Below are 21987 nucleotides of genomic sequence, written 5' to 3' on the forward strand. Positions count from 1 at the left end.
GATCATGCGGCTTTCACCATCTGTGCCAATGCTAACGCATCTCACCGAATGTTCAATCGATTCAGGCGACCGCAAGCCGGGTTGCCCTGCGGCAATTTGGTATTTTGAAACAGCGCGTTTGGGCCCCTCGGCGATGGCCTCAAATTCTTGCTCAAGCCGCCAGCGCCGCTTCCGGCGGCACCTTGGCGCCGGTCATGAAGGCGACCGCGTCGGACATCGTATACTGCTTCGGATCGATCACGCACAGGCGACGGCCGAGCCGGTGAATGTGGATGCGGTCCGCCACCTCGAAGACATGCGGCATGTTGTGTGAAATCAGCACGATCGGCAGGCCCCGCTTCTTCACGTCGAGGATCAATTCGAGCACGCGGCGGCTCTCCTTGACGCCAAGTGCTGCCGTCGGCTCATCCATGATCACCACCCGACTGCCAAACGCGGCGGCGCGCGCCACTGCCACGCCCTGGCGTTGACCGCCGGAGAGAGTTTCCACGGCCTGGCTGATGTTCTGGATGGTCATCAGGCCAAGTTCGGTGAGCTTGTCGCGGGCACGCTTTTCCATCGCCGGGCGGTCGAGCATGCGCAGCCATTCGCCGAGGAACCCCGGCTTGCGGATCTCCCGGCCGAGGAACATGTTGTCGGCGATGGACAGCGCCGGCGACAGAGCCAGGTTCTGATAGACTGTTTCGATGCCGGCCTCGCGGGCCTCCATCGGCGATTTGAAGGCAATGGGCTTGCCTTCAAGTCGTATCTCACCTTCGTCGGGCACGACCGCGCCGGAAATCGCCTTGATAAGCGACGACTTGCCGGCGCCATTGTCGCCTATGACGGCAAGGATTTCGCCCGGATAGAGATCGAAATCGGCATTGTCGAGGGCGGTGACGCGGCCATAGCGCTTGACCAGACCGCGCGCGATGAGGATGGGTTCCTGGGTCATGGCTATGCCGAAACCTTTCTGATCCATTGATCGATCGCCACGGCGCCGATGATCAGCACGCCGGTGAGCAGCACCTTCCACTGCGGATCCGCGCCCAGCATGTTGAGGCCCATCGAGACGACGCCGACGATCATGGCGCCGAACAGCGTGCCGAGGATCGAGCCGCGCCCGCCGAACAGCGAAATACCGCCGATCACCGTCGCGGTGATGGCCTGAAGATTGTAGTCGGTCACGGCGGCGGAAGGAGAGATCGAGCCATTGCGGCCGATTGAGACCCAGGCTGCGAAAGCGGCGATCAGCCCGGCAAGGGCATAGACCGTCATCAGCACCTTCTTCGTCTGGATGCCCGACAGTTTCGCAGCCTCCTGATCGTCGCCAACCGCGTAGACATGGCGGCCCCATGCGGTGTGGTTGAGCACGTACCAGAGGACCAACACGAGAACGACCATGGCAATGACGCCAAGCGTCAGCACGGCCGTGCCGACCTTAAAGCTCAAGGCAAACAGGTGCAGCAGAGGCGCCTGAACGTCGACGTCGGTGTCGCGGATCGTCTCATTGGCCGAATAGATGAAGTTGGTGGCCATGACGATGTTCCAGGTGCCGAGCGTCACGATGAAGGGCGGCAGCTTCATGTAGGCGACCAGCACCCCGTTGAGCAGGCCGCATGCGCCACCGGCGACAAGCCCGATCGCCACCGCGAGCACTGCCGGCATACCGTAGCTGACCGCGCAATTGCCCATGATCACAGCCGAAATCACCATGATCACGCCAATCGACAGGTCGATGCCGGCGGTCAGGATCACCAGGGTCTGCGCAGCGCCCAGAATGCCGACAATGGCGATCTGCTGAAGGATCAGCGTCAGCGTATAGGATGAAAAGAAACGCCCGCCGATGGTAATGCCAAAAATAATGATCGCCAGAACCAGCACGATAAGCGGCACCGCGGCCGGCGTAGAATGCAGAAAATGCTGGGCACGCTTGACGGCCGATTTATGCTCGTCGAACGCGGCGACGCTTGTGTCGCTGCTCGATAGAACTTTTTCGAATTCTTGTGCTTGAGCCATGTTTCCTCCCTTGGGCTTCGGCCAACCGCCGACGCCGTCCACGCCTTCCGGTCTGCCGCCGGGACTATTTGCGTTTAGATCGGCACATCGTCCACCCGGAGCGGCCGGGGATCAAGCCCCGGCCGCTCGCGATCTGTTGCCGGTCAGGCCAGGCTCAGCCCCAGCACTTGGCAAGGCCTTCCTTGGTGTCGATGGACTTCACACCGTTGGCGGGCTTGTCGGTGACAAGATTGACGCCGGTATCGAAGAAGTTCTTGCCTTCGGTCGGCTTCGGCTTCGTCCCGTCCTTGGCGAAAGTGGCGATCGCCTCGATGCCGAGCGCCGCCATTTGCAGCGGATATTGCTGCGAGGTAGCTCCGATCACGCCTTCGGCCACCGATTTCACGCCGGGGCAGCCACCGTCGACCGAGACGATCAGCACCTGGCTTTCGAGACCGACAGCCTTGAGCGCCTGGTAGGCGCCGACAGCCGCGGGCTCATTGATGGTGTGGATGACGTTGATGGTGTTATCCTTCTGCAGAAGGTTCTCCATCGCCTTGCGACCACCCTCTTCATTGCCGTTCGTCACGTCGTGGCCAACGATGCGCGCATCGTCCTCGTCGCCGATCTTGTTGGCGTCCTTCACATCGATGCCGTAGCCCATCATGAAACCTTGGTCGCGCAGCACATCCACCGTGGGCTGCGACGGGGTCAGGTCGAGGAAGCCGATCTTGGCATCCTTGGCCTTGTCGCCAAGCGTCGCGGCGGCCCATGCGCCGATCAGCTTGCCGGCTTCCAGATTGTCGGTCGCGAAGGTCGCGTCAGCCGCATCGATCGGATCAAGCGGGGTGTCGAGCGCGATCACCAACAGCCCGGCGTCCCGCGCTTTCTTCACGGTCGGCACGATGCCCTTGGTGTCGGACGCGGTGATGAGGATACCCTTGGCGCCGTCGGCGATACAGCTCTCGATTGCAGCCACCTGGCTCTCGCTGTCGCCGTCGATCTTGCCGGCGTAAGTCTTGAGATCGACGCCAAGCTCCTTGGCCTTGGCCGTCGCACCTTCCTTCATCTTGACGAAGAAGGGATTGGTGTCGGTCTTGGTGATCAAGCAGGCGCCGACCCCGGCGGCCGATGCCGTCGAAGCAAAGGCCATCAGGCTCAGTCCGGCCGCGGCAAACACGGTGGATTTCAACAGTTTTGACGTGGTCACGATTTTCCTCCCATGGAACCATTTAGGATGCCGGCCAACCGGCATCTGCAGCGCGTCCGACGAAATCTCCCAGTGTCGGCGCCGACCTCAAGAGACACCAGTCCGCCAGCACTGTCAATAATTAAATCACTCTTATTTATTATTGACAACGCAGGATTGTTCACTCACTCTAGACCAAAAGCATTGAGGGAAACGACGGGAGGAACAGGGTGGAGACCGGCATTACGAGGCACGGCTCGCCCGATGCGGCCGAAAGCCGCCTGCACCGCGGCACCAATCAAAGCGGCATGCGGGACCACAATGAGCGGCTGGTGCTGTCGCTGGTGCGCCAGCACGGCAGCCTGGCCAAATCCGACATCGCACGTATGACCGGGCTCTCGGCGCAGACAGTATCAGTCATCATGCGTGAGCTGGAGGAGGACGACCTGCTCGTTCGCCAGGCGCCGTTGCGCGGCAAGATCGGCCAGCCCTCGATACCTATGGCGCTCAATCCCGACGGCGCCTATTTCATCGGCCTGAAGATCGGCCGCCGCAGCGCCGAGCTGGTGCTGATCGATTTCCTCGGCAATGTGCGCTCGATGCTGCAGCATTCATACCGCTATCCGGCGCCGCGCGAGACGGTGGAGTTCGTCACAAGCGGCATGAAGAAGATGCGCGGCGAACTCACCCCTGCGCAGGACAAACGCATTGCCGGGCTTGGCATCGCCATGCCGTTCGAATTGTGGAACTGGGCCGACACCGCCGGTGCACCGCGCGAAATCATGGACGAATGGCGCCATCGCGACATCCGCGCCGACATCCAGGCGCAATGCGAATTTCCAGTCTATCTGCAAAACGACGCCACCTCGGCCTGCGGCGCCGAGCTCGTGTTCGGCCAGGCGGCGGGTGCGGCACGCGATTTCGTCTATTTCTATATCGGCGCCTTTGCCGGCGGCGGCATCGTGCTGAACGGCCGGTTGTTTGGCGGCCCAACCGGCAATGCCGGCGCGCTGGGCTCGATGCCGGTGCCCGGGCCGGACGGCAAGCCGACGCAGTTGATCGACGTGGCGTCGATCGCCATGCTGGAAAAGGCGCTCAACGCGCGCGGCGTCGAGGCCTCGCATCTGTGGACGTCACCGGGGGACTGGGGCGAGATCGGCGCCGATCTCGACGGCTGGATCGCCAGCGCCTCGCAGGCGCTCGCCTACGCCATCGTTTCGGCGTCCTCCGTCATTGATTTCGAAGCCGCGGTGATCGACGGGTGGATGCCGCTCGCCGTGCGCCGCCGGCTCGTCGGTGCCGTCATCGAAGCTATCGGCAGGATCGACGGCGAAGGCCTGAGGCTGCCGGGCGTTCGCGAGGGAACCGTCGGCATCCATGCGCGGGCGCTGGGTGGCGCCAGCCTGCCGCTGTCGGAGCGCTTCCTCATCGGCTCGACCACGATTTCCCGGAGCTTCTGAGCATGCTGATCGGCATCCCGGCGCTGCTCGGCCCGGAGCTTCTGGCGATATTGCGCGCCATGGGCCATGGCGATGAGATCGCCCTGGTCGACGGCAACTACCCGGCCGAGCAGCAGGCACGGCGGCTGATCCGCGCCGACGGCCATCATCTCATCCCGGTGCTCGATGCCATATTGAGCGTGTTGCCTGTCGACGACGCCGTGCCTGACGCGCTTTTTCGCGCCTCGGCCAAAGGCGATCCCCTGCTCGCCGATCCGGTTCACCACGAGATGGAAGCGATCTGCGCGAGGCGTGTGCCGGGCCGCAAGGTGGTTGCGCTTGCCGGCGCCGACTTTTATGCACGGGTCAAGGCCGCGCACGCGATCGTAGCGACGAGCGAGCCGCGGCTTTATGCCAACATCATCATCCGCAAGGGCGTGATCTATCCGCCGGAAAGCAAGACTTCATGATCCTCTGCTGTGGCGAAGCCCTGATCGACATGCTGCCGCGCACCACGACGGAGGGCGAGTCGGCCTTTGCGCCCTATGTCGGCGGTGCCGTCTTCAACTCGGCAATTGCGCTTGGCCGGCTCGGCGCGCCCGCTGCCTTCTTCTCCGGCCTGTCGTCGGATCTGTTCGGGGGCCAGCTCAGGGAGGCGCTGGGAGCCAGCAAGGTCAGTTCCACCTATGCACACACCTCGCCGCGACCAACCACGCTCGCCTTCGTGCGCCTCACCAACGGCCAGGCGACCTACACATTCTACGACGAGAACACCGCCGGGCGCATGCTGACCATCGAGGATTTGCCGGAACTCGGCAGCGAGATCGAGGCCATGCTGTTCGGCGCCATCAGCCTGATCTCGGAGCCGGCCGGGTCGGCCTATGAGGAGTTCATGCGACGCGAGCATGAGCGCCGCGTGATGATGCTCGACCCCAACATCCGGCCAAACTTCATTCCGGACAAGGCCAAGCACCTCAGGCGCATCCGCAACATGATGGCGATGGCCGACGTCGTGAAACTGTCGGACGAGGATCTGAACTGGTTCGGCGAAGCCGGCTCGCATGAGGACGTGGTCCGCAACTGGCTGGACCGCGGTCCGAAGCTGATCGTCGTCACCCATGGCAGCGAGGGCGCGGTTGGTTACAGCAGCCAGCACCGGGTCACCGTCGTACCGGACAAGGTCGAGGTGGTCGATACGGTCGGCGCCGGCGACACCTTCAACGCCGGCATCCTTGCTTCCTTGCACGAACAGGGCCTGCTCTCGAAGACGGCAATCGCCAGCCTGCCGGAAGATGCCATCCAAAAGGCGCTGACGCTCGGCGCCAAGGCCGCAGCGGTGACGGTATCGCGGGCCGGCGCCAATCCACCATGGCGGCATGAACTCGCTTGACCGGCTGGTGCGCAGCCCATGGACTGCTCACCGGCGATCACTTTATGTTTCGTCCAGCCTGGCGGGCGGGATGCGAAGCCTGTATCAGGCCGGCCGAAGCCCGGATTTCCCCGCATTTAAGAGGGCAGATCGGAAATCAGAGGTAACAGGCTGCGACACTTGAGCAATTCAGGGTTTTGCCCTGCGGCTTTCTCGGCCGTGCCAAGTCTGCTACCAGCGGCCGGTTATCTGGCTAAACCGTTTGAGGCCGACATGCAGTTCATCGATCTTGGCGCGCAGCGCGAACGCATCCGCGACAGGCTGAAAGCGGCAATCGACCGGGTTGTCGAGGAGGGCCGCTATATTCTCGGACCTCAGGTCACCGAATTCGAAAACAAGCTCGCCGCCTATATCGGCACCAAGCATGTGGTCGCTTGCGCCAACGGCACCGATGCGCTGCTGCTGCCGCTGTTTGCCGCCGGCATCGGCCCGGGCGACGCGGTGTTCGTGCCGAGCTTCACCTTCGCCGCCACGGCCGAAGTGGTGGCGCTGACCAAGGCCGAACCGGTATTCGTCGATGTCGATGCCGACAGCTACAATATCGACATCGCCAGCCTCGAGGCGGCAATCGCCATGATCAAGGCGGAGGGCCGGCTGAGGCCAAAGGCAGTCATTCCTGTCGACCTGTTCGGCCTCGCCGCCGATTACGAGGCGATCATGGCCATCGCCGATCGCGAAGGCCTGATGGTCATCGAGGATGCGGCGCAGGCGACCGGCGGCTCGGCCGACGGCAAGATGTGCGGCTCGTTCGGCACCGTCGGCTCGACCAGCTTCTATCCGGCAAAGCCGCTCGGCTGCTATGGCGACGGCGGTGCGATGTTCACCAATGACGATGCGCTGGCCGAACAGCTGCGCTCGTTTGCTTTTCACGGCAAGGGCGAAACGCAATACGACAATGTCCGCGTCGGCATCAACTCGCGGCTCGATACCCTGCAGGCAGCGATCCTGATAGAGAAGCTGGCCATCCTCGAGGACGAGATGGTGGCGCGGCAAGCGGTCGCCAATCGCTATGCCGAAGGTCTCGGCGATATCGTCAAGGCTGCGCGCAATCTGGGCGGCGGCCGCTCGGCCTGGGCGCAATACGCCATCGAAACGCCGAAACGCGACGGGCTCAAGGCACATCTCGGTGAAAAGGGCATTCCGTCAGTCATCTACTATGTGAAACCGCTGCACAGCCAGATTGCCTATCGCGATTATCCGCGCACGCCGACCGGCCTTGCCGTTTCGGAAGGGCTGCCGAAGCGCATCCTGTGCCTGCCGATGCATCCCTATCTGAGCGAGGCTGACCAGGACCGGATCATCGAAACGATCCGTAACTATATCGGCTCGAATTCGGCGCATGTAGCGGCGGCATAAATTCGAAAGCTTCGAAGCGTGGTCGCGGATTACATCGACGAGTTCATCATGTTCTGCGCCGGGTTGTGGATGGCTGGCGTCGGCTTCGGATTTTTCTCGGACCCCTCTCAAGCTCGCCCCGGCCAACAGCAGGCATGGTGGACCAACTTTGGAACCCATTTTAAATGGATGGGGCCGCTGTTGATCCTCATCGCGATAGTGCTCGCATTCGCGGCACCTTCCTAGCGGACCCTATTCGGCGGGCTATTCACGAGTTCGGTGCGATCAGCTTGAGTGATGGAAAATAGGTACGATAACGACCAACATCGCGAGTGAGCAGCGGCAGCCCATTGACGGCGGCATGGGCGCCGATGAAAAAGTCGGGCAGCACGCCGGAGCGCAACCCGCCCGATCTCCTGTATTGGGTAAAGACCTTTCCCGCGAGGAACAGTGCTGCCCGTGGCATCGAAGCGATTTCGAGACCAGCTTTGTCAAGAAACGCGTCGAGATCCTCGATGCGCCCGTATCGGACGGCCAACTCCGCATAGACAGCATCGTTGATCAACAGCGGTCCATTCAGGCTTTGGGCCTCAAGCTGGGCGATCGACCAATCCGCCCAGTTCGGATCATTGGTGACAAGATCGAGCAGAACGTTGGTGTCGACCAGCGTCACACGTCGCCACGCGTCAGTGCCATGATCGCGTCGGTATCGAGACCCTTGCCGGCATGGCCGCGCAATTTCGCGAAGCGGCTCGCGGGCTGCTTCTTGTCACTGCGCGTAATCACGACGTTGCCGTCATCGGCGCGGCGGAAGTCGACTCTGCTGCCCGGGACGATCCCAAGCAGTTCGCGGACCGGCTTTGGAATAGTCACCTGTCCCTTGGCTGTGACTTTGGTGGTCATGTTCGAACCTCGGTAATACCAATAATCAACAAGGTATTACCCGTCGTGTTGGATTTCAACCGCTAGATCGGTATCCATCCGTCATTTTACGGTCGCACATTGGCCTTCTGCACTGCCAGAACTCATCCCCTGCCCTCTCTCCCAAATCGGCCGGCGCGGCTTTGAAAGATTGCCGTCAGGGCAAAATTTTTGAAGTGCTTTGCTCTGCGCCGAAGCATAGTCTGCACCTGTCTTCCCTCTAGGCTGGCTATTTCATGAAGAAGATTGGTTTCCTCTCGTTCGGGCACTGGACGCCCTCGCCGCAATCGCAGACGCGGACGGCATCCGACGCGCTTTTGCAGTCCGTCGAGCTGGCGGTCGCGGCCGAGGAGCTGGGTGCGGACGGCGCGTATTTCCGCGTGCATCACTTCGCGCGCCAGCTCGCCTCGCCCTTCCCGCTGCTGGCAGCGGTTGGGGCGAAGACCAGCCGAATCGAGATCGGCACGGCGGTGATCGACATGCGCTATGAGAACCCGCTCTACATGGCCGAGGACGCCGGCGCCGCCGACCTAATCGCCGGAGGGCGTCTGCAGCTGGGCATCAGCCGCGGCTCGCCGGAGCAGGTGATCGAGGGATGGCGCTACTTCGGCTACGCCCCGCAAGAGGGCGAGAGTGATGCCGACATGGCCCGCAGACACACCGGAGTGCTGCTCGAAGTGTTGCTGGGCAAAGGCTTTGCGCAGCCCAACCCGCGGCCGATGTTTCCCAACCCGCCTGGCCTGCTTCGCGTCGAGCCGCACTCGGAGGGCCTGCGCGAGCGCATCTGGTGGGGCGCCGCCACAAACGCCACCGCAGAATGGGCTGCGAAACTGGGGATGAACCTGCAGAGCTCCACGCTCAAATTCGACGAAGGCGGAAAGCCGTTTCACATCCAGCAGGCCGAACAGATCCGGGCTTTTCGTGAGGCCTGGAAGGCGGCAGGGCACACGCGCGAGCCGCGGGTGTCGGTCAGCCGGAGCATTTTTGCGCTGGTCGACGATCGCGACCGCGCCTATTTCGGCAGCAACCAGAGCGGAGATCATTTCGGCTATATCGAGGCAGACAGGCTTGCCGTGTTCGGCCGCTCCTATGCCGCCGAACCGGACGTCCTGATCGAGCAGCTAAAGGGCGACGAAGCCATCGCCGAGGCCGATACGCTGCTGCTTACCGTCCCCAACCAGCTCGGCGTCGACTACAATGCCCACGTCATCGAGGCGATCCTGACCCATGTCGCCCCTGGCTTGGGCTGGCGCTGACGCGCGACTTTGTTGGAAAAGCCCACGGCGGTCGATACGATGCTCGCGTTCTAGCGGTCTCACGGCTGCTTCCCGTCGGCTCGTTTCAGCATCGCAAATGCGCGGCTGATCCGTTGCAGCGCTGTCGCGTTGGCCAGCACTGCGTAAAGCGCGAACCCGCCCGCCAGAATCCAGGGCGAAGCCGCGCCCATGGCGTTCGCGACTCCGTCGGCAGCGAGCAGCACGCAAATGAACACCAGACGTTCCATTCGCTCAAAGAAATCCGGCCACCCGTGGTTTTCCACAGGAATTTCCAGCGCCGTCCGCGCCTTGGCGTAACTGGTGAGGATCCCGCCGGCGAACGCGAACATTGCGATCGCCCACAGATCGGCGACCCAGCCGATTGCCGCAAAGACGGCCAGCTCCTGATAGCGGTCGACGACGGCGTCGAAATAGCCACCGGCCTTGGTGCTCATATTTGTCCGGCGGGCGACCGCACCGTCCAGCGCGTCGAAGGTGAAGGCAAACGCCAGGCAAAGGCCAAAGGCAAGACTTGAATGGTGATAGACATAGGCGGCCGACGACAAAGCGACGAGCACGAGCCCGCTGGCCGTAACCTGGTTCGGCGTCATGCCGATCCCGATCAGCGGAGAGGCGGCCTGCTCCCATAGCGGGTCGATGCGACTTTTCATGAGACCGGCGATCATGGCGGCTCCTCTGATGATGTCGTTTCACCGAGCTTTACCAGCAATTTGCGGGTTTGTTCCACCGCTCGCCAGCGTTCGACTTGGTCAACGCAGACGGAGAACTGGCTCAACAGCGATTTCTTTTTGGCGGATGCGGCCGGCGGATTAAGGTGCTCGCCAAGCTGACGGCGCAAATCGACCGGCGGTCTGGCGGCCGCACCCGAACGATGTGACTATGATTGCTTGCCATCCGTCGGAAGCCGGCCGAAACTCGATGCATAAATTTTCACCCAAGTTTGCCTACCTGCTCGCGACCTCTCTTGGCGCGGGATTATCTCCAATATGGCCGGGCACGGCCGGCGCAATGGTTGGAGTGGCTGTTGCCGCGGCTTTGATACCTGCATCGCCTTGGCTGACCGTGCTTGCCTATGCGGCCCTGTTCGCCGTCGGCGTATGGGCGTCATCGCATGTCATCTCCCGAACCGGGACGGAGGACCCGCAGATCGTCGTCATCGATGAGACCTTCGGCGCCGCCGTGACACTTTCCATGCTGCCACTCGACCCACTCTGGTGGGCAGCAGGCTTCCTTGCTTTCCGGTTTTTCGACGTCGTCAAGCCTTGGCCCATCCGTATCATGCATGACAAGGTAAGGGGTGGGGCCGGCATCATGCTGGACGATGCTGCCGCGGCTGTCGTCGCTGGGGCGTTGCTGCTCCTGCTGAACGGTTTGATTGAACATTTGCGGTAACGGCGACATTCGGTCTGCCAAGACCACGTGGTCCATCGGAGTTTAGCGCCACAAGGGGAGACCGGACCAACGCGAAGCTACAGGATTGCGGCCATTCGACATCGCCCGTGAGGTCGCGGCCGATTTCCCGGATGTCGCACGGGACAAAATGCTGGTCGACGCGATGACCGTGCGCATGACGCTCAATCCGCGCTCGCTCGACACGATCGTAGCGACCAATCTTCACGCCGATATCCTGTCGGATATTTCGGCGGCACTTGCCGGATCGATCGGCATCGCGCTGACTGCGAACCTCAACCCTGAGCGGCGGTTTCCGTCGATGCTCGAGCCGATCCACGGCTCGGCGTTCGACATCACCGGCAAGGGCATCGCCAATCCGGTCGGCACGTTCTGGTCGGCGGTGATGATGCTGGAGCATCTCGGCGAGCCGGCTGCCGCGGCGCGCCTGATGCGCCGCCATCGAGCGCGTGACCACGGACGCGTCACTGCACACGCCCAGGCGGGGCTCGCCGAACGGATTCCGTCGCCAAGCGATCGCCGTATGAAACTTGTCAAGCTTACACCAAAGGGTGCTGCAACCATTGAGGAATTGACAAGGGAATATCACAAGCGCCCTGCCGAGATGCTTGCGCTTCCACGCGCTGATCTGAATCAGCTGATTGGCCTGGTTAGAAAGTTACAGGCTGGCAAGTCCTTGGGTTGATTACATCCCGCGCGGCGTTGCCGCTGTTAAGAAAGATCAATTGGACCGTCCCAATGGCTATCAGTCTGGTTGTGCCTCGATCTTCAGCATCACACCTCTTCCAGTCTGCGCACGCGAGCTTTGACCCCATTGCTAATGGCATCTGCGACTTGCGAAGGGAAACCCTTTGGGAGTGATGCAGAAACTAGTTCAATTGCCGTTAGCGCCTGTTGGCGCAGCTCGTCAAAGATCGCCGTGACGGGTTTTTGACCAATTCCTGCCTTGGCGGCGGTCTGGATGAAATGGCGCGGCATGACGCTATCGATAAGGTAGTGGCGTGCATCGCCTATAGCCATCGCCAACTTCATTTTGTTGCGCCTGATCTGTCCCGCATTAAGGCTGCTCTGCGCTGAGATCACATCATATAGCGGCGTCATGCGGAACCGGCCGCCGGGAGAAAGAAAGACGCTAAAATTCTTGGCATGCCCATCTGTGGCGCCGAGAAGCCAAAAGGCGACCACGGCCTTCAGAACCGCAGCTTGATCTAGCTCCGGTTGGTCGCTTCCCTTCATCAGACCAAGGATAGCCGGAACCCCAGGCCCGCCATCGGATTCGTATTTCAGCGACGGAGGCACAGACAAAGCCTGGCAGCAGTCTTCCTGGGGCAAGCGCAGGAGACGGTTGTCACTCGTCCATCGGCGATCGAAACGTTCGACTACGAGCACGCGATTGCCTTCGAACTCCTCGATTGCGGCGACGGCGCACGGGAGCCCCAGGGCGGCTGTCATCTTGAGGCAGAATAATTCGTTTTCAACACTGAAGGAAAGGTCGATGCCATTTGGCAAGCGTCCAATCTGTGGCTTGAGGATGTGCGTTGTAGCAGTCGTCGCCAGCGGCTTGTACCAACGTCCTTTCCAGAACAAGAGCGCAGTCTTTTCCTGAGCGCCAGCGATCGAGATCCGAAAATCCTCATCCTCGCCCAGCCCGAGGGGGGCCGATGCCAGATCGCGGAGGAGACGAGCAATCTCGGTATCGTCAACGGGTTTGCCGTCGACAATACCGGCGGGGCCCGGTTCGACATCATCTGGCAGGAATTGCAGTGCGCCGACACAATCCCGTCCGACAGCGGCAAGCAAGTCATAGGCGTCTATCCCTTGGGCATGAACACGCTCCGCCATACGGCGGCGAATCGGGATGCTGTCGGGCAAGAGATTGTCGAAGACGGCAATGACGGGTGCACCGATATAGCGATCTTCACGTAGAGGCAGAGATAGCGAGACTGGTAGCGCGTGCTCCCAGTCAAGCCAGGACGGATCATACTGAAAATCGATCGCGCCGCTGGATTGTCTATTCAGCCGCCCGACGAGACGGCTGTTCAAGAAGACATTGAGCGGGAGGTGCCGCCGCGGACGAGCCATCAGAAGACGTCCTCGATCTCGGTCGACTTTGCCCTGGTCCGAGAGCGGACAACCAATTCAAGGTCGAGCGCTGCGAGAATGTCGCAAAGCGTTCCGAGCTGTGTCCCGGGCGCACCATTCTCGACGGCCGAGATGGTCGCTTGGCGCAGCATCGTGCGCTCCCCGACAGTGGTCTGGTTCAGACCGAGTCTGCGGCGCTGCCGGCGGATGGCATCTCCGAGTTGCTTGGGCGTTCGGGCGATTTGGTCCACAGCGTACCTCTCTAGCTATGAAATATACGCTTCCGAAGATAAATTTCAATATGCGCTCGCGCGAATAAACTGGAAGATACGCTCGACCGTATAACCCCCTCCCATCCCGCGTGGCCTCTCGCAGCCATGCCTCGACTTTCAGTTAGGCTGCTGGCCGCCGGCCAAAGGCGATGCGAGGATCCATGCGGGAAGTCCTCCCAGCGACTCTCCGGCATTACGCGCAATGCTCGAGGCAAATGAGGTCTATTGGATCGACAGTGGATCGATTGTTCACACAGATCGTGCGGCACTCACCCAATCGAGGCGTGCGGCAGGGACAAGGCCGTAATTGTAGAAATTAATGCCATCGACGCCCGCCGCCAGCGCCGGTTTCAGTTTGGCGGCGAGAATGTCGGGGCCTGCCATTTCCGGATGGAACAGCCGGTAACCGGTCCCAAGGAATTTCTCTGCTCCGAGCGTGGCACGGCCAGTGGCCATCAGATCTGCGACATCGCTGGCCTGCATATCGTAGGCGCACAGGATCGCGCCGTCGCAAGCCTGGCCGAGAGCTGCCAGATCGCAGCCGCCCAACCAGCCGTCCTTCAGGTCAATGATGAGGACACGTGTGCCCGGATCAGCAACGTCGCGCAGCTCGGCAACCAAGCTGGTCACCGGCTCGAACCGCCACAGCAGAAAGTCGTATAATTCTGGCCAGGGCCGGAAGGTATCGAAGCTACCGTTCGGAAAGTCCGGAAAACGCGGTGCCGGAACGGCACGATCACAGGTCTCGACGATCCACCCTCTGACCAGTTTGCGCGCCGCCTCGCCGTCAATGCCGGCATAAGCGGCGCGGGCGAGGCAGGACGGGCAAAAGCACAGCGACAGAAGGAAGTCATCTTCCGCGGTCAGCCCGACACCGTCTTTCTCGTGATGGTATTCGTGGGCGAAGCTCATGAATGACGGGCTTTCGAGCTCGATCCTGTCCGGCTTGTAAGTGTGCGTAACGTCGGCGACCAGCGCGCGAACATAGGCGCGCGCATCCGGATGCGAGGGACAAAGGTTGTAATAATTGGGATCGCCGAAGGCATTTCGGGTAACCACCTGCGGATAAAGCATGCCGGCGCGGGTATTGTGCAGGCACACCGTCCAGCACGAAACACCCAGCCCATTGGCGTCTCGTCTGCGGACGAGCTCGCCAAGCACGTCGCCGCCCTGCGAGATCACGTCCGCCACCTTGGGCTGAATTGCGAGGTCGGCCCATCGCGCGGCGGTTGGCTTGAAGTAGATCGTGCCGTCCTCCGGGAAATAGGCTTTGCGGCGCGGGCTGCGCGGCTGAAGGAAGCGCCCCGCATGATACGAGGCAGCAAGGCTAATCATGTTGAGCCCGGCGCGTTCGACCAGATCGCGCTCGACCATCTCGAAACCCAGATCCTGGACATCCCAAGGGTAGGTCCACATGGAAAGCTGCATAAGATATCCTCAGTTCTCCAGAGTGACGCAGCAGGCAGACGCCGTGCGGTTTCCCTTTAGGCTTCTACGGGTTCGGCGACTTGCATGAGGCAGTCTCCTGCCTCGCACATTGTATGCAGCCGCCGCGAAAGCACGATGCCGTTTTCGGCAAAATGCAAGGCTTCCTCGGCAAGATCGAGCCTTTCGAGATCGTGATACCAGCCAGCCAATTGTGCGGCGTTCACGCTGTCGCCAACCCTCACGGCGGGTTCGAACCAGCCGCGGCGGGTGGCGTAGAGGCCTTGGCTATGCCGCGAAAGCGAAAGCAGTCGCGTCGGCATTGAATCCATTGGCTCCGCGCCAACAACTGGCCCGTCGACCAGGCCTAGCGCAATCAGCAGATTGTCGATCGCGCGAGCGGTGATCGCCATCGTGTCGACCGTGGCGGTGCCGCCGCCCCCGAACTCACCGCTGACGCCGATGGCGCCGGCACGGCGCGCTGCGCCCATGGAGGTCGGCGAGGCCTGGCCATTGTCGGCCACGAAGCCATAGGGCATGCAGAGCGCCCGCATCAGCTCCACGCCGCGCCTGTGGCGCTCGGGATCGGCATTGCGCTCGACGAGTGCAGTCGTCAGATGTTCCATCGAAGTGCCCCCCGAATGGATGTCGAAGACAATGTCGTGTCGGGGGAACAGGTCTGTCTCGAGAAAGTTGGCGAGCCGGCTTGTCGGCGTGCCCGACGGATCTCCGGGAAAGGCGCGATTGAGATTGCCGCCATCGAGCGGCGAGCAGCGTTTGGCGGCCATCACCGCCGGCACATTGGCCATCGGCAGGATGGTGACGCGGCCCCTGACGCGCGCTGGATCGAGCCGGCGGACCAGCTTCGCCAAGGACAGCTCGCCTTCATATTCATCGCCGTGATTGCCGGCCATAAGAAGCAGCGACGGACCCTCACCGTTGCGAATGAGGCAGATCGGGACCTTGATTTGGAAATATGGCGAACGGTCTATCGAGAACGGGATGCTCAGATGGCTGAGCGTCTTGCCGTCCCGATCGAAATCGAGCGAATGGCTGATGCCGGTGTGCATGGCGGTGGTTCACACAGCCGCGACGGCGGTGACCTCAATGCGGAGGTCAGGATCAGCGAGACGCGCCTCGACGCAGGCACGCGCCGGCAAACGGGCGGAATCCACCCAGGCATCGTAGATACTGTTCATGGCGTCGAAATCGCCAATCTGCGGCAGGAAGATGTTGACCGCCACGAGCTTCGACTTGCTGCTGCCTGCCTCGACCAGGAGCGCCTCGACCTTGGAGAGTACCTCGCTCGTCTGACCCTCGATGCCGGCCTTGCGATCCTCTGCGACCTGGCCCGCTATGTGCACGAGGCCGCCATAGACGACCGCCTGCGACATGCGGGAGCCGGACTGGAAGTACTTGATCATATCAGATCCTTTCGAGGTTCTCTGTTTGGAAATCGCGACGATGGTCAGCCGAAATAGGTGGGAAAAGCGTGGCTGACATACCCGGCCGCGTCGACGCCGAAGATCACGCGATAGCGATCGAGGCAGGTGCAGGGATGGGAGATGCCGAATTCAACGGTGTCGCCGACGGCAATGTCGTCGCCCGACGCAATCGTCAGGAAGGCGTGCTGGTCGTTGAGCTTGAAGACCTCGGCACGCGCTATCGGCAGCTGCTTGCCGGCACGAAAGATGGTCAGGACCATCGGAAAGCCCTGGTCGAACGACACGTCGCGCATGCCCATGCCGCAGATCGCAAGACAAGGCTCCGGCCGCGACAGTACCTCGGCCCACAGGCGCAAAGCCGGACGGAACGAATTTCGTGCGGACGCATTGAAGCCGCCGACTGCAAAACCCTCGCGGGCATCGAGTGCGCCGAGCGAGCGGTCGTAGACGCCATGGTCGTGGAAGAAGATGGCGCCGCTGCGCAGCACCAGCGTCGCGCTGCTGTCCCTGGAAACGAGAGGCGAAAGCGCTGCGACCACTTTGTCGAAGTATACCGAGCCGCCTGCCGTGACGATGAGCGGGGTGTCGCCGCCGACGCGGGCGCGCAGCCGCAGGAACATGTCGGCTGTCATTGCCAGCAGGGCGGATATCGCCTCATCGGTGCGGCCAGGATCGGGCTGCGCCGCGGCACCTTCATAGGTTGCGACGCCGGCGATCAGCAGCCGGCCGCCAGCTGCTACAATCGCGTCGGCAATCGCCTCGGCTTCGTCGGTGGTCCGGGCGCCTGCCCTGCCCGCTCCAAGTTCGACGAGCACGCGCAATGGCGGCAGCGTCGCATTGGCCCGCCAGGCTTCGGCAAGCGCATTCACAGCGGCGATCGAGTCGGCGAAAACGTAGAACTCGGCGCGTGGCCAGGCGCTGACAAGAACCGCAAGCCGGTTCGCACCACCTGGTCCGCCGACCTCATTGGCGATGATCAGCCGAGAGAGTCCGGCTTTGAGCATCACCGTGGCCTGCCTTATGTCGGCGACGGTCGTGCCCCATGCTCCGGCCTCGATCAGGGACCGGGCAAGATCAGGCGCCATCGGGGTCTTGGCATGCGGGGCGATCAGGGCGCCCTGTTCTCGCGCATAGCGCAGGAACAGGTCACGATTGGCGATGAAGGCCTCCTCGTCGACGGTCAACACCGGCAACGACATACGCCCATGCGCTGGATGCCAGCGCTCAGATGCGACAAGGCTGCTGTCCAAGCCGAGGGTGCCAGGCGGCACGCCGCGGATACGGTCATCGAGTAGGAAATTTTCTCGGGTCGCCAGCGACAGTACGGGTGAGCTTTCGGTCATCCGATGCTAGTCCTTCCTTCACAGGATGAAGTCCGGATCGATTTCCGATTCCGGCCACACCATGAGAGAGATGCGTGCCAACACCTTACCGCGGACCGATCATCGATGCCCACCATCATCTTTGGGATCTCGGCCTCAGCCGGCACCCCTGGCTCGCCACAACGGCTGGCGAACGCGGCGGTCTGGGGGAGCTTGGCCCGTTGCGGCGAAACTACCTTCCTGAAGATTATTTGCGCGACGCCGGCCGGCACAATGTCGTCGCAACCGTCCATGTCGAAGCCGGCTGGACCGGGGATGACTGCGTCGGCGAAACGCGATGGCTTGAAACGCTCGACAAGTCGCGCGGCGTGGCCGCCCGTTATGTCGTTCACATACCGCTGGCGAGCCGCCAAGCGCCGGCGCTGGTGGAGGCGCAGGCGGCATTCGACCGGGTCGTCGGTGTGCGCGACATACTGAGCTGGGATCCGGATCCTGCCCGCCGTTTTGCTGCCCGTGACGGCATCATGGACGATCAGGCCTGGCGTGCCGGCCTGTCCCTGCTTGGGCGCCACCGGCTGGTTTTCGACCTGATGGTGTTTCCGCGCCAGCTCGCCGGTGCGGCGCGCCTCGCAGCGGCCTTTCCGGACCAGCTCTTTGTTCTCAACCACTGCGGCAGCCCGATCGATCGCGATGCGGACGGGATGCGGGTGTGGCGCGAAGGGCTGCGGCTTTTGTCGGAGTGCGACAACGCTGCCATCAAGATATCGGATCTGGTCGCCTACGATCATGACTGGACACTCGACAGCCTGAAGCCGGTTGTCATGCATTGCATCGACTGTTTCGGTACGCAGCGGGCGATGTTCGGCAGTGACTTCCCAGTCGCCGGCCTGCATGCGTCGTTCGATGCAGTATATGACAGCTTCAAAGCCATTGCAGGAGAGCTTTCCGCGGACGAGCAAACGGCGCTGTTCTTCGGCAACGCAAGGCGTATCTACCGGCTGCACGATATTTCATCGGCGGGCCTGCTCCCTGCCTGAGAGAAGCAGCAGCCCCAGAATCAGCGACCCGAACAGGATACTGCGCCAGCCGGGCGATGCGTTGACGACGGTGATCAGCGCCGTGATCGTGACCAGCAGGATGGCGCCGGGGATAGTACCGGCATAGGTGCCGAGCCCGCCCAGTATCGAGGTGCCGCCGAGCACCACGGCGGCAATCGAGGCGAGGAGATAGGGATCTCCGATCCCGACATAGCCTTGGCCGTTCATGCCGAGGACCAACACTCCGGCAAGTCCCGAACAGAAGCCGCTGATGCCGTAGACCGCGAGCGTGGTCGAGGCGACGGAAACTCCGGAGAGCGCCGCGGCAAGCGGATTGGCGCCCATCGCGAAAATCCGGGCGCCGAGGGATGTCGCATGCATCGTGGTCAGAACGATCACGGAAATGCCCACCCACAAAAGCACGCCTGCCGGAATACCGGCTGGCCGCGCATTGCCGAGCCAGCGGACCAGCGGGTTCTCGGCGGTCACGGCGCTGCCGCCGGCGATGATGATCAGGAGGCCCTGCAGGAATGTCGCCATCGCCAGTGTCATGATCATTGGATGAACGCGCAACAGCGCCACGCCCAGCCCGTTTACGAGACCTATCGCGGTCGTCAACGCAAGCACTGCAAGAACGGCTGTGAGCCCGGTCGGATCCGCCTGCAATGAGAGCAGCGGAAGGCTGACGGCACTGACGGTGACGATCGCCGCGACGGAAAGGTCGATGCCGCCGGCAATCACCACGAAGGTCTGGCCCGCCGCGACCAGGCCGATCACCGCGCCCAACTCGACCAAATAGCGCAAATGACCATAAGCGCCGAAGCCACGTGAAGCGAAGCTCGCCACGATCCACACCGCGGCAACGATAGCGACCGTGAGGAAGGGCCGGCTGCGCAGGATCGTCAACGCCCGCCTGCCGCGCGCGCTCTCTTTCCGTGCTGTCATTGCTGCACCTTGCGGAATTGCGGGATGGCGACCGCCCCGATGATGATGAGGCCTTGGGCGACATACTGAGCAACTGGCGTGAAGCCGAGGAAGAACATGACACTGATCATCAGGCTGAGCAGCAGGCTGCCGGCAAGCGCGCCGCGCATCGTGCCCTGGCCGCCGAGGAAGCCGATTCCGCCGAGCACCGCGGCGGCAATGGAATTCAGCGTGAAGGCCGTGCCTATGACCGGATCGCCCGAACCCGTTTGCGCGGCGACGAACAGGCCGGCGCCTGTGCAAAGCAGACCGCTGATCGCATAGGCCGCGATCCGCGCGCCATCGACCGGCACGCCTGAGCGATAGGCGCCGACCGGATTCTCACCGGCGGCATAGAGGCTCAACCCAAGCGGCGTGGCGAGATAGAGTTTCCACAAAAGCACGACGAGCACCAGCAACACGAATGCCGCCGGCCTGTTGCCGGCAAGCAGGTCCGACAGCCACTCCGGAATGGCGCCGCCCGGCCTCGGCAGGATGAGCAACGCAGCACCGCCGATGATGAAGGAGCCGGCGAGCGTCACCACGATGGCCGGCAACCGAAGTTTCACGACGATGAACCCCGTCGCGGCACCGATGCCGATACCGGTCAGCGCCACCGCGGCGGTACCGCCGGCTACGCCCAGCGGCCCGATCATCGTCGTCGCGGCGATTACCGCGCCGAGACTGACCATTGCGCCGATCGCCAAGCTGATGCCGCCGGTGAGCATGAGGATCGCCTGGGCCATCGCGACCAGCGCCAGCGGAAACCAGCTCTGGGTGAACTTGGCGAAGCCGGACGCCGTCAAGAGGCCGGGGAACAACACGCCGTAGGCAACGAGGAACGCCAGAACCACGGCGAACAGGCTGCGCACGCCAACATTTCGGCGCAGCTGAACCGGCCAGTAGAGGGCGCCGGCTTGGCTTGAGGATACAACCGTGCTCATGCCGCAACTTTCTGCTGTTCGGCGCCCATTGCGGCCGAGACGATGGCTTCCTCGCTCAGTGCCTCGCGCTCGAGCATGGCCTTGATGCGACCTTCGCGGACCACGGCGACGCGGTCGCAAAGGTGCACCAGTTCGGGTGTGTCGGAACTGAGCAGGACGATCGCCTTGCCGGCGGCAGCGAGATTGCGAAGCATCATGTAGATCTCACGCTTGGTCTCAACATCGACGCCGCGCGTCGGATCGTTGAGGAGAAGCACAAGCGGATCGTGTGGCATCCATTTCGCCAGCGCGACCTTCTGCTGGTTGCCACCTGAGAGTGCCTGCGCCGGGCGGTCGAGGTCGCCCTTGATGGCAAGCTGGGCGGCGAGTCCCCTCGCCATGTCGCGCTCGGCACGCCGGCTGCGCAGCTTCAACGCCGGCAGCCTTGCGAAGGCTGGTAGCATCATGTTGGTGATGATGGGATGGATCAGGTGCAGGCCTTCGCGCTTGCGGTCGGCCGGGACATAGGCGAGGCCGAGCGCATTGGCGCTCGGCACGCCGCCCGGCAAACCCGTAGCAGCGTTTACGGTCGCAGATGCCGTCCTAGCCGGGATCGCGCCATAGAGGCCAAGCAGCAGATCTTCCTGCCCCTGCCCGACCAGGCCGCCGATCCCAAGCACCTCGCCCGTCCTGATGTCGAGATCAACGTCGCGCATCAGGCCGGCCGAAAAATTACGAACCGAGATGGCGTTGGCTGGCGATGGCGAAGGCTGCCATCGTGGAAAGAGATCGCCCGGGTCGCGGCCAACCATCAGCCGCACCAGCCCGGCGGCATCAGTTTCTTCCAGCGAGCGGTCCGCCGTGCAGGCGCCGTCCTTCAGTACGGTGACATGCTGGCACAGTGTCATCACTTCGTTCAGCCGGTGTGAGATGTAGAGAATGGCGATGCCCTCGGCCCGGAGCCTTTCCAGCAGGTCCGTGAGGGTTTTTGTCTCGGTTGCCGATAGCGATGAGGTGGGTTCGTCGAGAATGAGCACGCGCGGCCGCCGGTAAAGCGCCTTGGCGATCTCCACCATCTGACGGCGGCCGAGTGACAGATGCCCCACCGGCGTCGACAGCGGTTCGCGAAGGCCGACAAGATCGCATGCGGCCCTGGCCCGTGCGGCCAGTTCGGTGTAATCGACCAAGCCGAATCTCTTGGGATAGGCGCCGAGCCCGATATTTTCGGCGATCGAGAGACTGGCCGTCAGGCTGAGTTCCTGTTGGACAACGGCGATCCCGGCGTGCCGCGCATGAGCGGGGCTCATGCGCGATACCGGGCGTCCATCAACCTCGATCGCCCCGCCGTCCGGGCGCAGGGCGCCGGACAAAAGGTTGATCAGCGTCGACTTCCCCGCGCCGTTCTCGCCGAGCAGCGCATGCACGCGGCCCGGCTGCAGAGCGATGGAAACGTTGCGCAGGACGGGGTTGCCGAAGAAGGACTTCGAGACCCCCCGCGCGGCGAGAAGCGTAGCCGTGGTTGTCAATGCTACAACCCTTCA

General features: G+C 62.6%; 24 protein-coding genes and 1 pseudogene. 10 read left to right on the top strand and 15 right to left on the bottom strand.

Annotated features, from left to right (window positions below; genetic code table 11):
• Positions 1–151: 151 nt before the first annotated feature.
• The 3 genes from RQ479_RS11195 to RQ479_RS11205 all read right to left on the bottom strand — a co-directional run bounded on the left by RQ479_RS11195 (position 152) and on the right by RQ479_RS11205 (position 3130).
• On the bottom strand, positions 152–934 hold the full coding sequence (locus RQ479_RS11195) for an ATP-binding cassette domain-containing protein (protein WP_352624589.1): 783 nt from the start codon (positions 932–934) through the stop codon (positions 152–154).
• 2 nt (positions 935–936) lie between these two features.
• Positions 937–1998, bottom strand: coding sequence for an ABC transporter permease (locus tag RQ479_RS11200; protein WP_376705101.1), 1062 nt, complete (start codon positions 1996–1998; stop codon positions 937–939).
• A 154-nt stretch (positions 1999–2152) separates the two neighbouring features.
• Positions 2153–3130: a sugar ABC transporter substrate-binding protein gene (locus RQ479_RS11205; protein ID WP_376705909.1), complete on the bottom strand. Its 978-nt coding sequence runs from the start codon at positions 3128–3130 to the stop codon at positions 2153–2155.
• 266 nt (positions 3131–3396) lie between these two features.
• Here RQ479_RS11205 and RQ479_RS11210 point away from each other — a divergent pair, with 266 nt between their 5' ends.
• From RQ479_RS11210 to RQ479_RS11230, 5 genes are all read left to right on the top strand, one after another.
• On the top strand, positions 3397–4626 hold the full coding sequence (locus tag RQ479_RS11210; RefSeq protein WP_376705102.1) for an ROK family protein: 1230 nt from the start codon (positions 3397–3399) through the stop codon (positions 4624–4626).
• A 2-nt stretch (positions 4627–4628) separates the two neighbouring features.
• Positions 4629–5075, top strand: coding sequence for an RbsD/FucU family protein (locus tag RQ479_RS11215; RefSeq protein WP_376705103.1), 447 nt, complete (start codon positions 4629–4631; stop codon positions 5073–5075).
• Positions 5072–5995 carry a carbohydrate kinase gene (locus RQ479_RS11220; RefSeq protein ID WP_352467353.1) on the top strand — a complete coding sequence of 308 codons (924 nt, stop codon included), beginning with the start codon at positions 5072–5074 and terminating at the stop codon, positions 5993–5995. Before RQ479_RS11215 ends, RQ479_RS11220 begins: the two co-directional genes overlap by 4 nt.
• A gap of 252 nt (positions 5996–6247) precedes the next feature.
• Complete coding sequence (locus RQ479_RS11225; protein WP_376705104.1) at positions 6248–7390, top strand: DegT/DnrJ/EryC1/StrS family aminotransferase; 1143 nt, start codon at positions 6248–6250, stop codon at positions 7388–7390.
• Between the two features lie 18 nt (positions 7391–7408).
• Positions 7409–7615, top strand: a complete 207-nt coding sequence (locus RQ479_RS11230) for a hypothetical protein (protein WP_292653636.1) — start codon at positions 7409–7411, stop codon at positions 7613–7615.
• Positions 7616–7637: 22 nt separating this feature from the next.
• Here the strand turns inward: RQ479_RS11230 and RQ479_RS11235 are convergent, their stop codons facing one another.
• Positions 7638–8042 carry a type II toxin-antitoxin system VapC family toxin gene (locus RQ479_RS11235; protein ID WP_352467355.1) on the bottom strand — a complete coding sequence of 135 codons (405 nt, stop codon included), beginning with the start codon at positions 8040–8042 and terminating at the stop codon, positions 7638–7640.
• Positions 8039–8272 (bottom strand): AbrB/MazE/SpoVT family DNA-binding domain-containing protein, encoded by a 234-nt coding sequence (locus tag RQ479_RS11240; protein ID WP_292653638.1) that lies wholly within the window; start codon positions 8270–8272, stop codon positions 8039–8041. The genes RQ479_RS11235 and RQ479_RS11240 overlap by 4 nt, the downstream gene beginning before the upstream one ends.
• A 254-nt stretch (positions 8273–8526) precedes the next feature.
• On the opposite strand from RQ479_RS11240, the gene RQ479_RS11245 reads away from it, so the two are divergent.
• Complete coding sequence (locus tag RQ479_RS11245) at positions 8527–9546, top strand: LLM class flavin-dependent oxidoreductase (RefSeq protein ID WP_376705105.1); 1020 nt, start codon at positions 8527–8529, stop codon at positions 9544–9546.
• Positions 9547–9605: 59 nt separating this feature from the next.
• Here the strand turns inward: RQ479_RS11245 and RQ479_RS11250 are convergent, their stop codons facing one another.
• Positions 9606–10232 (bottom strand): CDP-alcohol phosphatidyltransferase family protein, encoded by a 627-nt coding sequence (locus tag RQ479_RS11250; protein WP_376705106.1) that lies wholly within the window; start codon positions 10230–10232, stop codon positions 9606–9608.
• A gap of 343 nt (positions 10233–10575) precedes the next feature.
• Here RQ479_RS11250 and RQ479_RS11255 point away from each other — a divergent pair, with 343 nt between their 5' ends.
• From RQ479_RS11255 to RQ479_RS11265, 3 genes and pseudogenes are all read left to right on the top strand, one after another.
• A complete protein-coding gene (locus tag RQ479_RS11255) occupies positions 10576–10959 on the top strand; it encodes a phosphatidylglycerophosphatase A (RefSeq protein ID WP_376705107.1) in 384 nt (127 codons plus the stop codon).
• A 97-nt stretch (positions 10960–11056) separates the two neighbouring features.
• Positions 11057–11504, top strand: a pseudogene (locus RQ479_RS11260) (isocitrate/isopropylmalate family dehydrogenase); the annotation flags it as partial.
• Positions 11501–11662 carry a hypothetical protein gene (locus tag RQ479_RS11265; protein ID WP_376705108.1) on the top strand — a complete coding sequence of 54 codons (162 nt, stop codon included), beginning with the start codon at positions 11501–11503 and terminating at the stop codon, positions 11660–11662. The pseudogene RQ479_RS11260 and the gene RQ479_RS11265, both read left to right, overlap by 4 nt.
• 89 nt (positions 11663–11751) lie before the next feature.
• Here RQ479_RS11265 and RQ479_RS11270 read toward each other — a convergent pair whose 3' ends face one another.
• From RQ479_RS11270 to RQ479_RS11295, 6 genes are all read right to left on the bottom strand, one after another.
• A complete protein-coding gene (locus RQ479_RS11270) occupies positions 11752–13059 on the bottom strand; it encodes a type II toxin-antitoxin system HipA family toxin (protein ID WP_376705109.1) in 1308 nt (435 codons plus the stop codon).
• The gene (locus RQ479_RS11275) at positions 13059–13310 is read right to left on the bottom strand and encodes a helix-turn-helix domain-containing protein (RefSeq protein WP_376705110.1); all 252 of its coding nucleotides are present in this window, start codon (positions 13308–13310) and stop codon (positions 13059–13061) included. The genes RQ479_RS11270 and RQ479_RS11275 overlap by 1 nt, the downstream gene beginning before the upstream one ends.
• Positions 13311–13580: 270 nt before the next feature.
• Entirely contained in the window at positions 13581–14759 is a 1179-nt protein-coding gene (locus RQ479_RS11280; RefSeq protein WP_376705111.1) for a hypothetical protein, read from the bottom strand.
• A gap of 56 nt (positions 14760–14815) precedes the next feature.
• The gene (locus tag RQ479_RS11285) at positions 14816–15826 is read right to left on the bottom strand and encodes a succinylglutamate desuccinylase/aspartoacylase family protein (RefSeq protein ID WP_376705112.1); all 1011 of its coding nucleotides are present in this window, start codon (positions 15824–15826) and stop codon (positions 14816–14818) included.
• Positions 15827–15835: 9 nt separating this feature from the next.
• The gene (locus tag RQ479_RS11290; protein ID WP_292653647.1) at positions 15836–16180 is read right to left on the bottom strand and encodes a RidA family protein; all 345 of its coding nucleotides are present in this window, start codon (positions 16178–16180) and stop codon (positions 15836–15838) included.
• A 44-nt stretch (positions 16181–16224) separates the two neighbouring features.
• Positions 16225–17544, bottom strand: a complete 1320-nt coding sequence (locus RQ479_RS11295) for an alanine racemase (RefSeq protein ID WP_376705113.1) — start codon at positions 17542–17544, stop codon at positions 16225–16227.
• Positions 17545–17618: 74 nt separating this feature from the next.
• Between RQ479_RS11295 and RQ479_RS11300 the strand changes: the two genes are divergently transcribed.
• Positions 17619–18560 (top strand): amidohydrolase family protein, encoded by a 942-nt coding sequence (locus tag RQ479_RS11300; protein WP_376705114.1) that lies wholly within the window; start codon positions 17619–17621, stop codon positions 18558–18560.
• On the opposite strand, the gene RQ479_RS11305 is transcribed toward RQ479_RS11300, so the two are convergent.
• From RQ479_RS11305 to RQ479_RS11315, 3 genes are read right to left on the bottom strand one after another with little or no spacing between them, the layout of a single operon-like run.
• On the bottom strand, positions 18534–19505 hold the full coding sequence (locus tag RQ479_RS11305; protein ID WP_376705115.1) for an ABC transporter permease: 972 nt from the start codon (positions 19503–19505) through the stop codon (positions 18534–18536). The two genes, RQ479_RS11300 and RQ479_RS11305, sit on opposite strands and share 27 nt — an antisense overlap.
• Positions 19502–20467, bottom strand: coding sequence for an ABC transporter permease (locus tag RQ479_RS11310; RefSeq protein WP_376705116.1), 966 nt, complete (start codon positions 20465–20467; stop codon positions 19502–19504). Before RQ479_RS11310 ends, RQ479_RS11305 begins: the two co-directional genes overlap by 4 nt.
• Entirely contained in the window at positions 20464–21972 is a 1509-nt protein-coding gene (locus RQ479_RS11315) for a sugar ABC transporter ATP-binding protein (RefSeq protein WP_376705117.1), read from the bottom strand. The genes RQ479_RS11310 and RQ479_RS11315 overlap by 4 nt, the downstream gene beginning before the upstream one ends.
• Positions 21973–21987 lie beyond the last annotated feature (15 nt).

This window comes from Mesorhizobium sp. ISC25, from assembly GCF_042295465.1.
Classification (GTDB): Bacteria; Pseudomonadota; Alphaproteobacteria; order Rhizobiales; family Rhizobiaceae; genus Mesorhizobium.

What these genes read in the sequence shown, in the direction of transcription:
- RQ479_RS11195 (WP_352624589.1), bottom strand. Translation starts at nt 934, where the DNA reads ATGACCCAGGAACCCATCCTCATCGCGCGCGGTCTGGTCAAGCGCTAT.
- RQ479_RS11200 (WP_376705101.1), bottom strand. Translation starts at nt 1,998, where the DNA reads ATGGCTCAAGCACAAGAATTCGAAAAAGTTCTATCGAGCAGCGACACA.
- RQ479_RS11205 (WP_376705909.1), bottom strand. Translation starts at nt 3,130, where the DNA reads ATGGCCTTTGCTTCGACGGCATCGGCCGCCGGGGTCGGCGCCTGCTTG.
- RQ479_RS11215 (WP_376705103.1), top strand. Translation starts at nt 4,629, where the DNA reads ATGCTGATCGGCATCCCGGCGCTGCTCGGCCCGGAGCTTCTGGCGATA.
- RQ479_RS11220 (WP_352467353.1), top strand. Translation starts at nt 5,072, where the DNA reads ATGATCCTCTGCTGTGGCGAAGCCCTGATCGACATGCTGCCGCGCACC.
- RQ479_RS11225 (WP_376705104.1), top strand. Translation starts at nt 6,248, where the DNA reads ATGCAGTTCATCGATCTTGGCGCGCAGCGCGAACGCATCCGCGACAGG.
- RQ479_RS11240 (WP_292653638.1), bottom strand. Translation starts at nt 8,272, where the DNA reads ATGACCACCAAAGTCACAGCCAAGGGACAGGTGACTATTCCAAAGCCG.
- RQ479_RS11245 (WP_376705105.1), top strand. Translation starts at nt 8,527, where the DNA reads ATGAAGAAGATTGGTTTCCTCTCGTTCGGGCACTGGACGCCCTCGCCG.
- RQ479_RS11250 (WP_376705106.1), bottom strand. Translation starts at nt 10,232, where the DNA reads ATGATCGCCGGTCTCATGAAAAGTCGCATCGACCCGCTATGGGAGCAG.
- RQ479_RS11255 (WP_376705107.1), top strand. Translation starts at nt 10,576, where the DNA reads ATGGTTGGAGTGGCTGTTGCCGCGGCTTTGATACCTGCATCGCCTTGG.
- RQ479_RS11265 (WP_376705108.1), top strand. Translation starts at nt 11,501, where the DNA reads ATGAAACTTGTCAAGCTTACACCAAAGGGTGCTGCAACCATTGAGGAA.
- RQ479_RS11270 (WP_376705109.1), bottom strand. Translation starts at nt 13,059, where the DNA reads ATGGCTCGTCCGCGGCGGCACCTCCCGCTCAATGTCTTCTTGAACAGC.
- RQ479_RS11280 (WP_376705111.1), bottom strand. Translation starts at nt 14,759, where the DNA reads ATGCAGCTTTCCATGTGGACCTACCCTTGGGATGTCCAGGATCTGGGT.
- RQ479_RS11285 (WP_376705112.1), bottom strand. Translation starts at nt 15,826, where the DNA reads ATGCACACCGGCATCAGCCATTCGCTCGATTTCGATCGGGACGGCAAG.
- RQ479_RS11290 (WP_292653647.1), bottom strand. Translation starts at nt 16,180, where the DNA reads ATGATCAAGTACTTCCAGTCCGGCTCCCGCATGTCGCAGGCGGTCGTC.
- RQ479_RS11295 (WP_376705113.1), bottom strand. Translation starts at nt 17,544, where the DNA reads ATGACCGAAAGCTCACCCGTACTGTCGCTGGCGACCCGAGAAAATTTC.
- RQ479_RS11305 (WP_376705115.1), bottom strand. Translation starts at nt 19,505, where the DNA reads ATGACAGCACGGAAAGAGAGCGCGCGCGGCAGGCGGGCGTTGACGATC.
- RQ479_RS11310 (WP_376705116.1), bottom strand. Translation starts at nt 20,467, where the DNA reads ATGAGCACGGTTGTATCCTCAAGCCAAGCCGGCGCCCTCTACTGGCCG.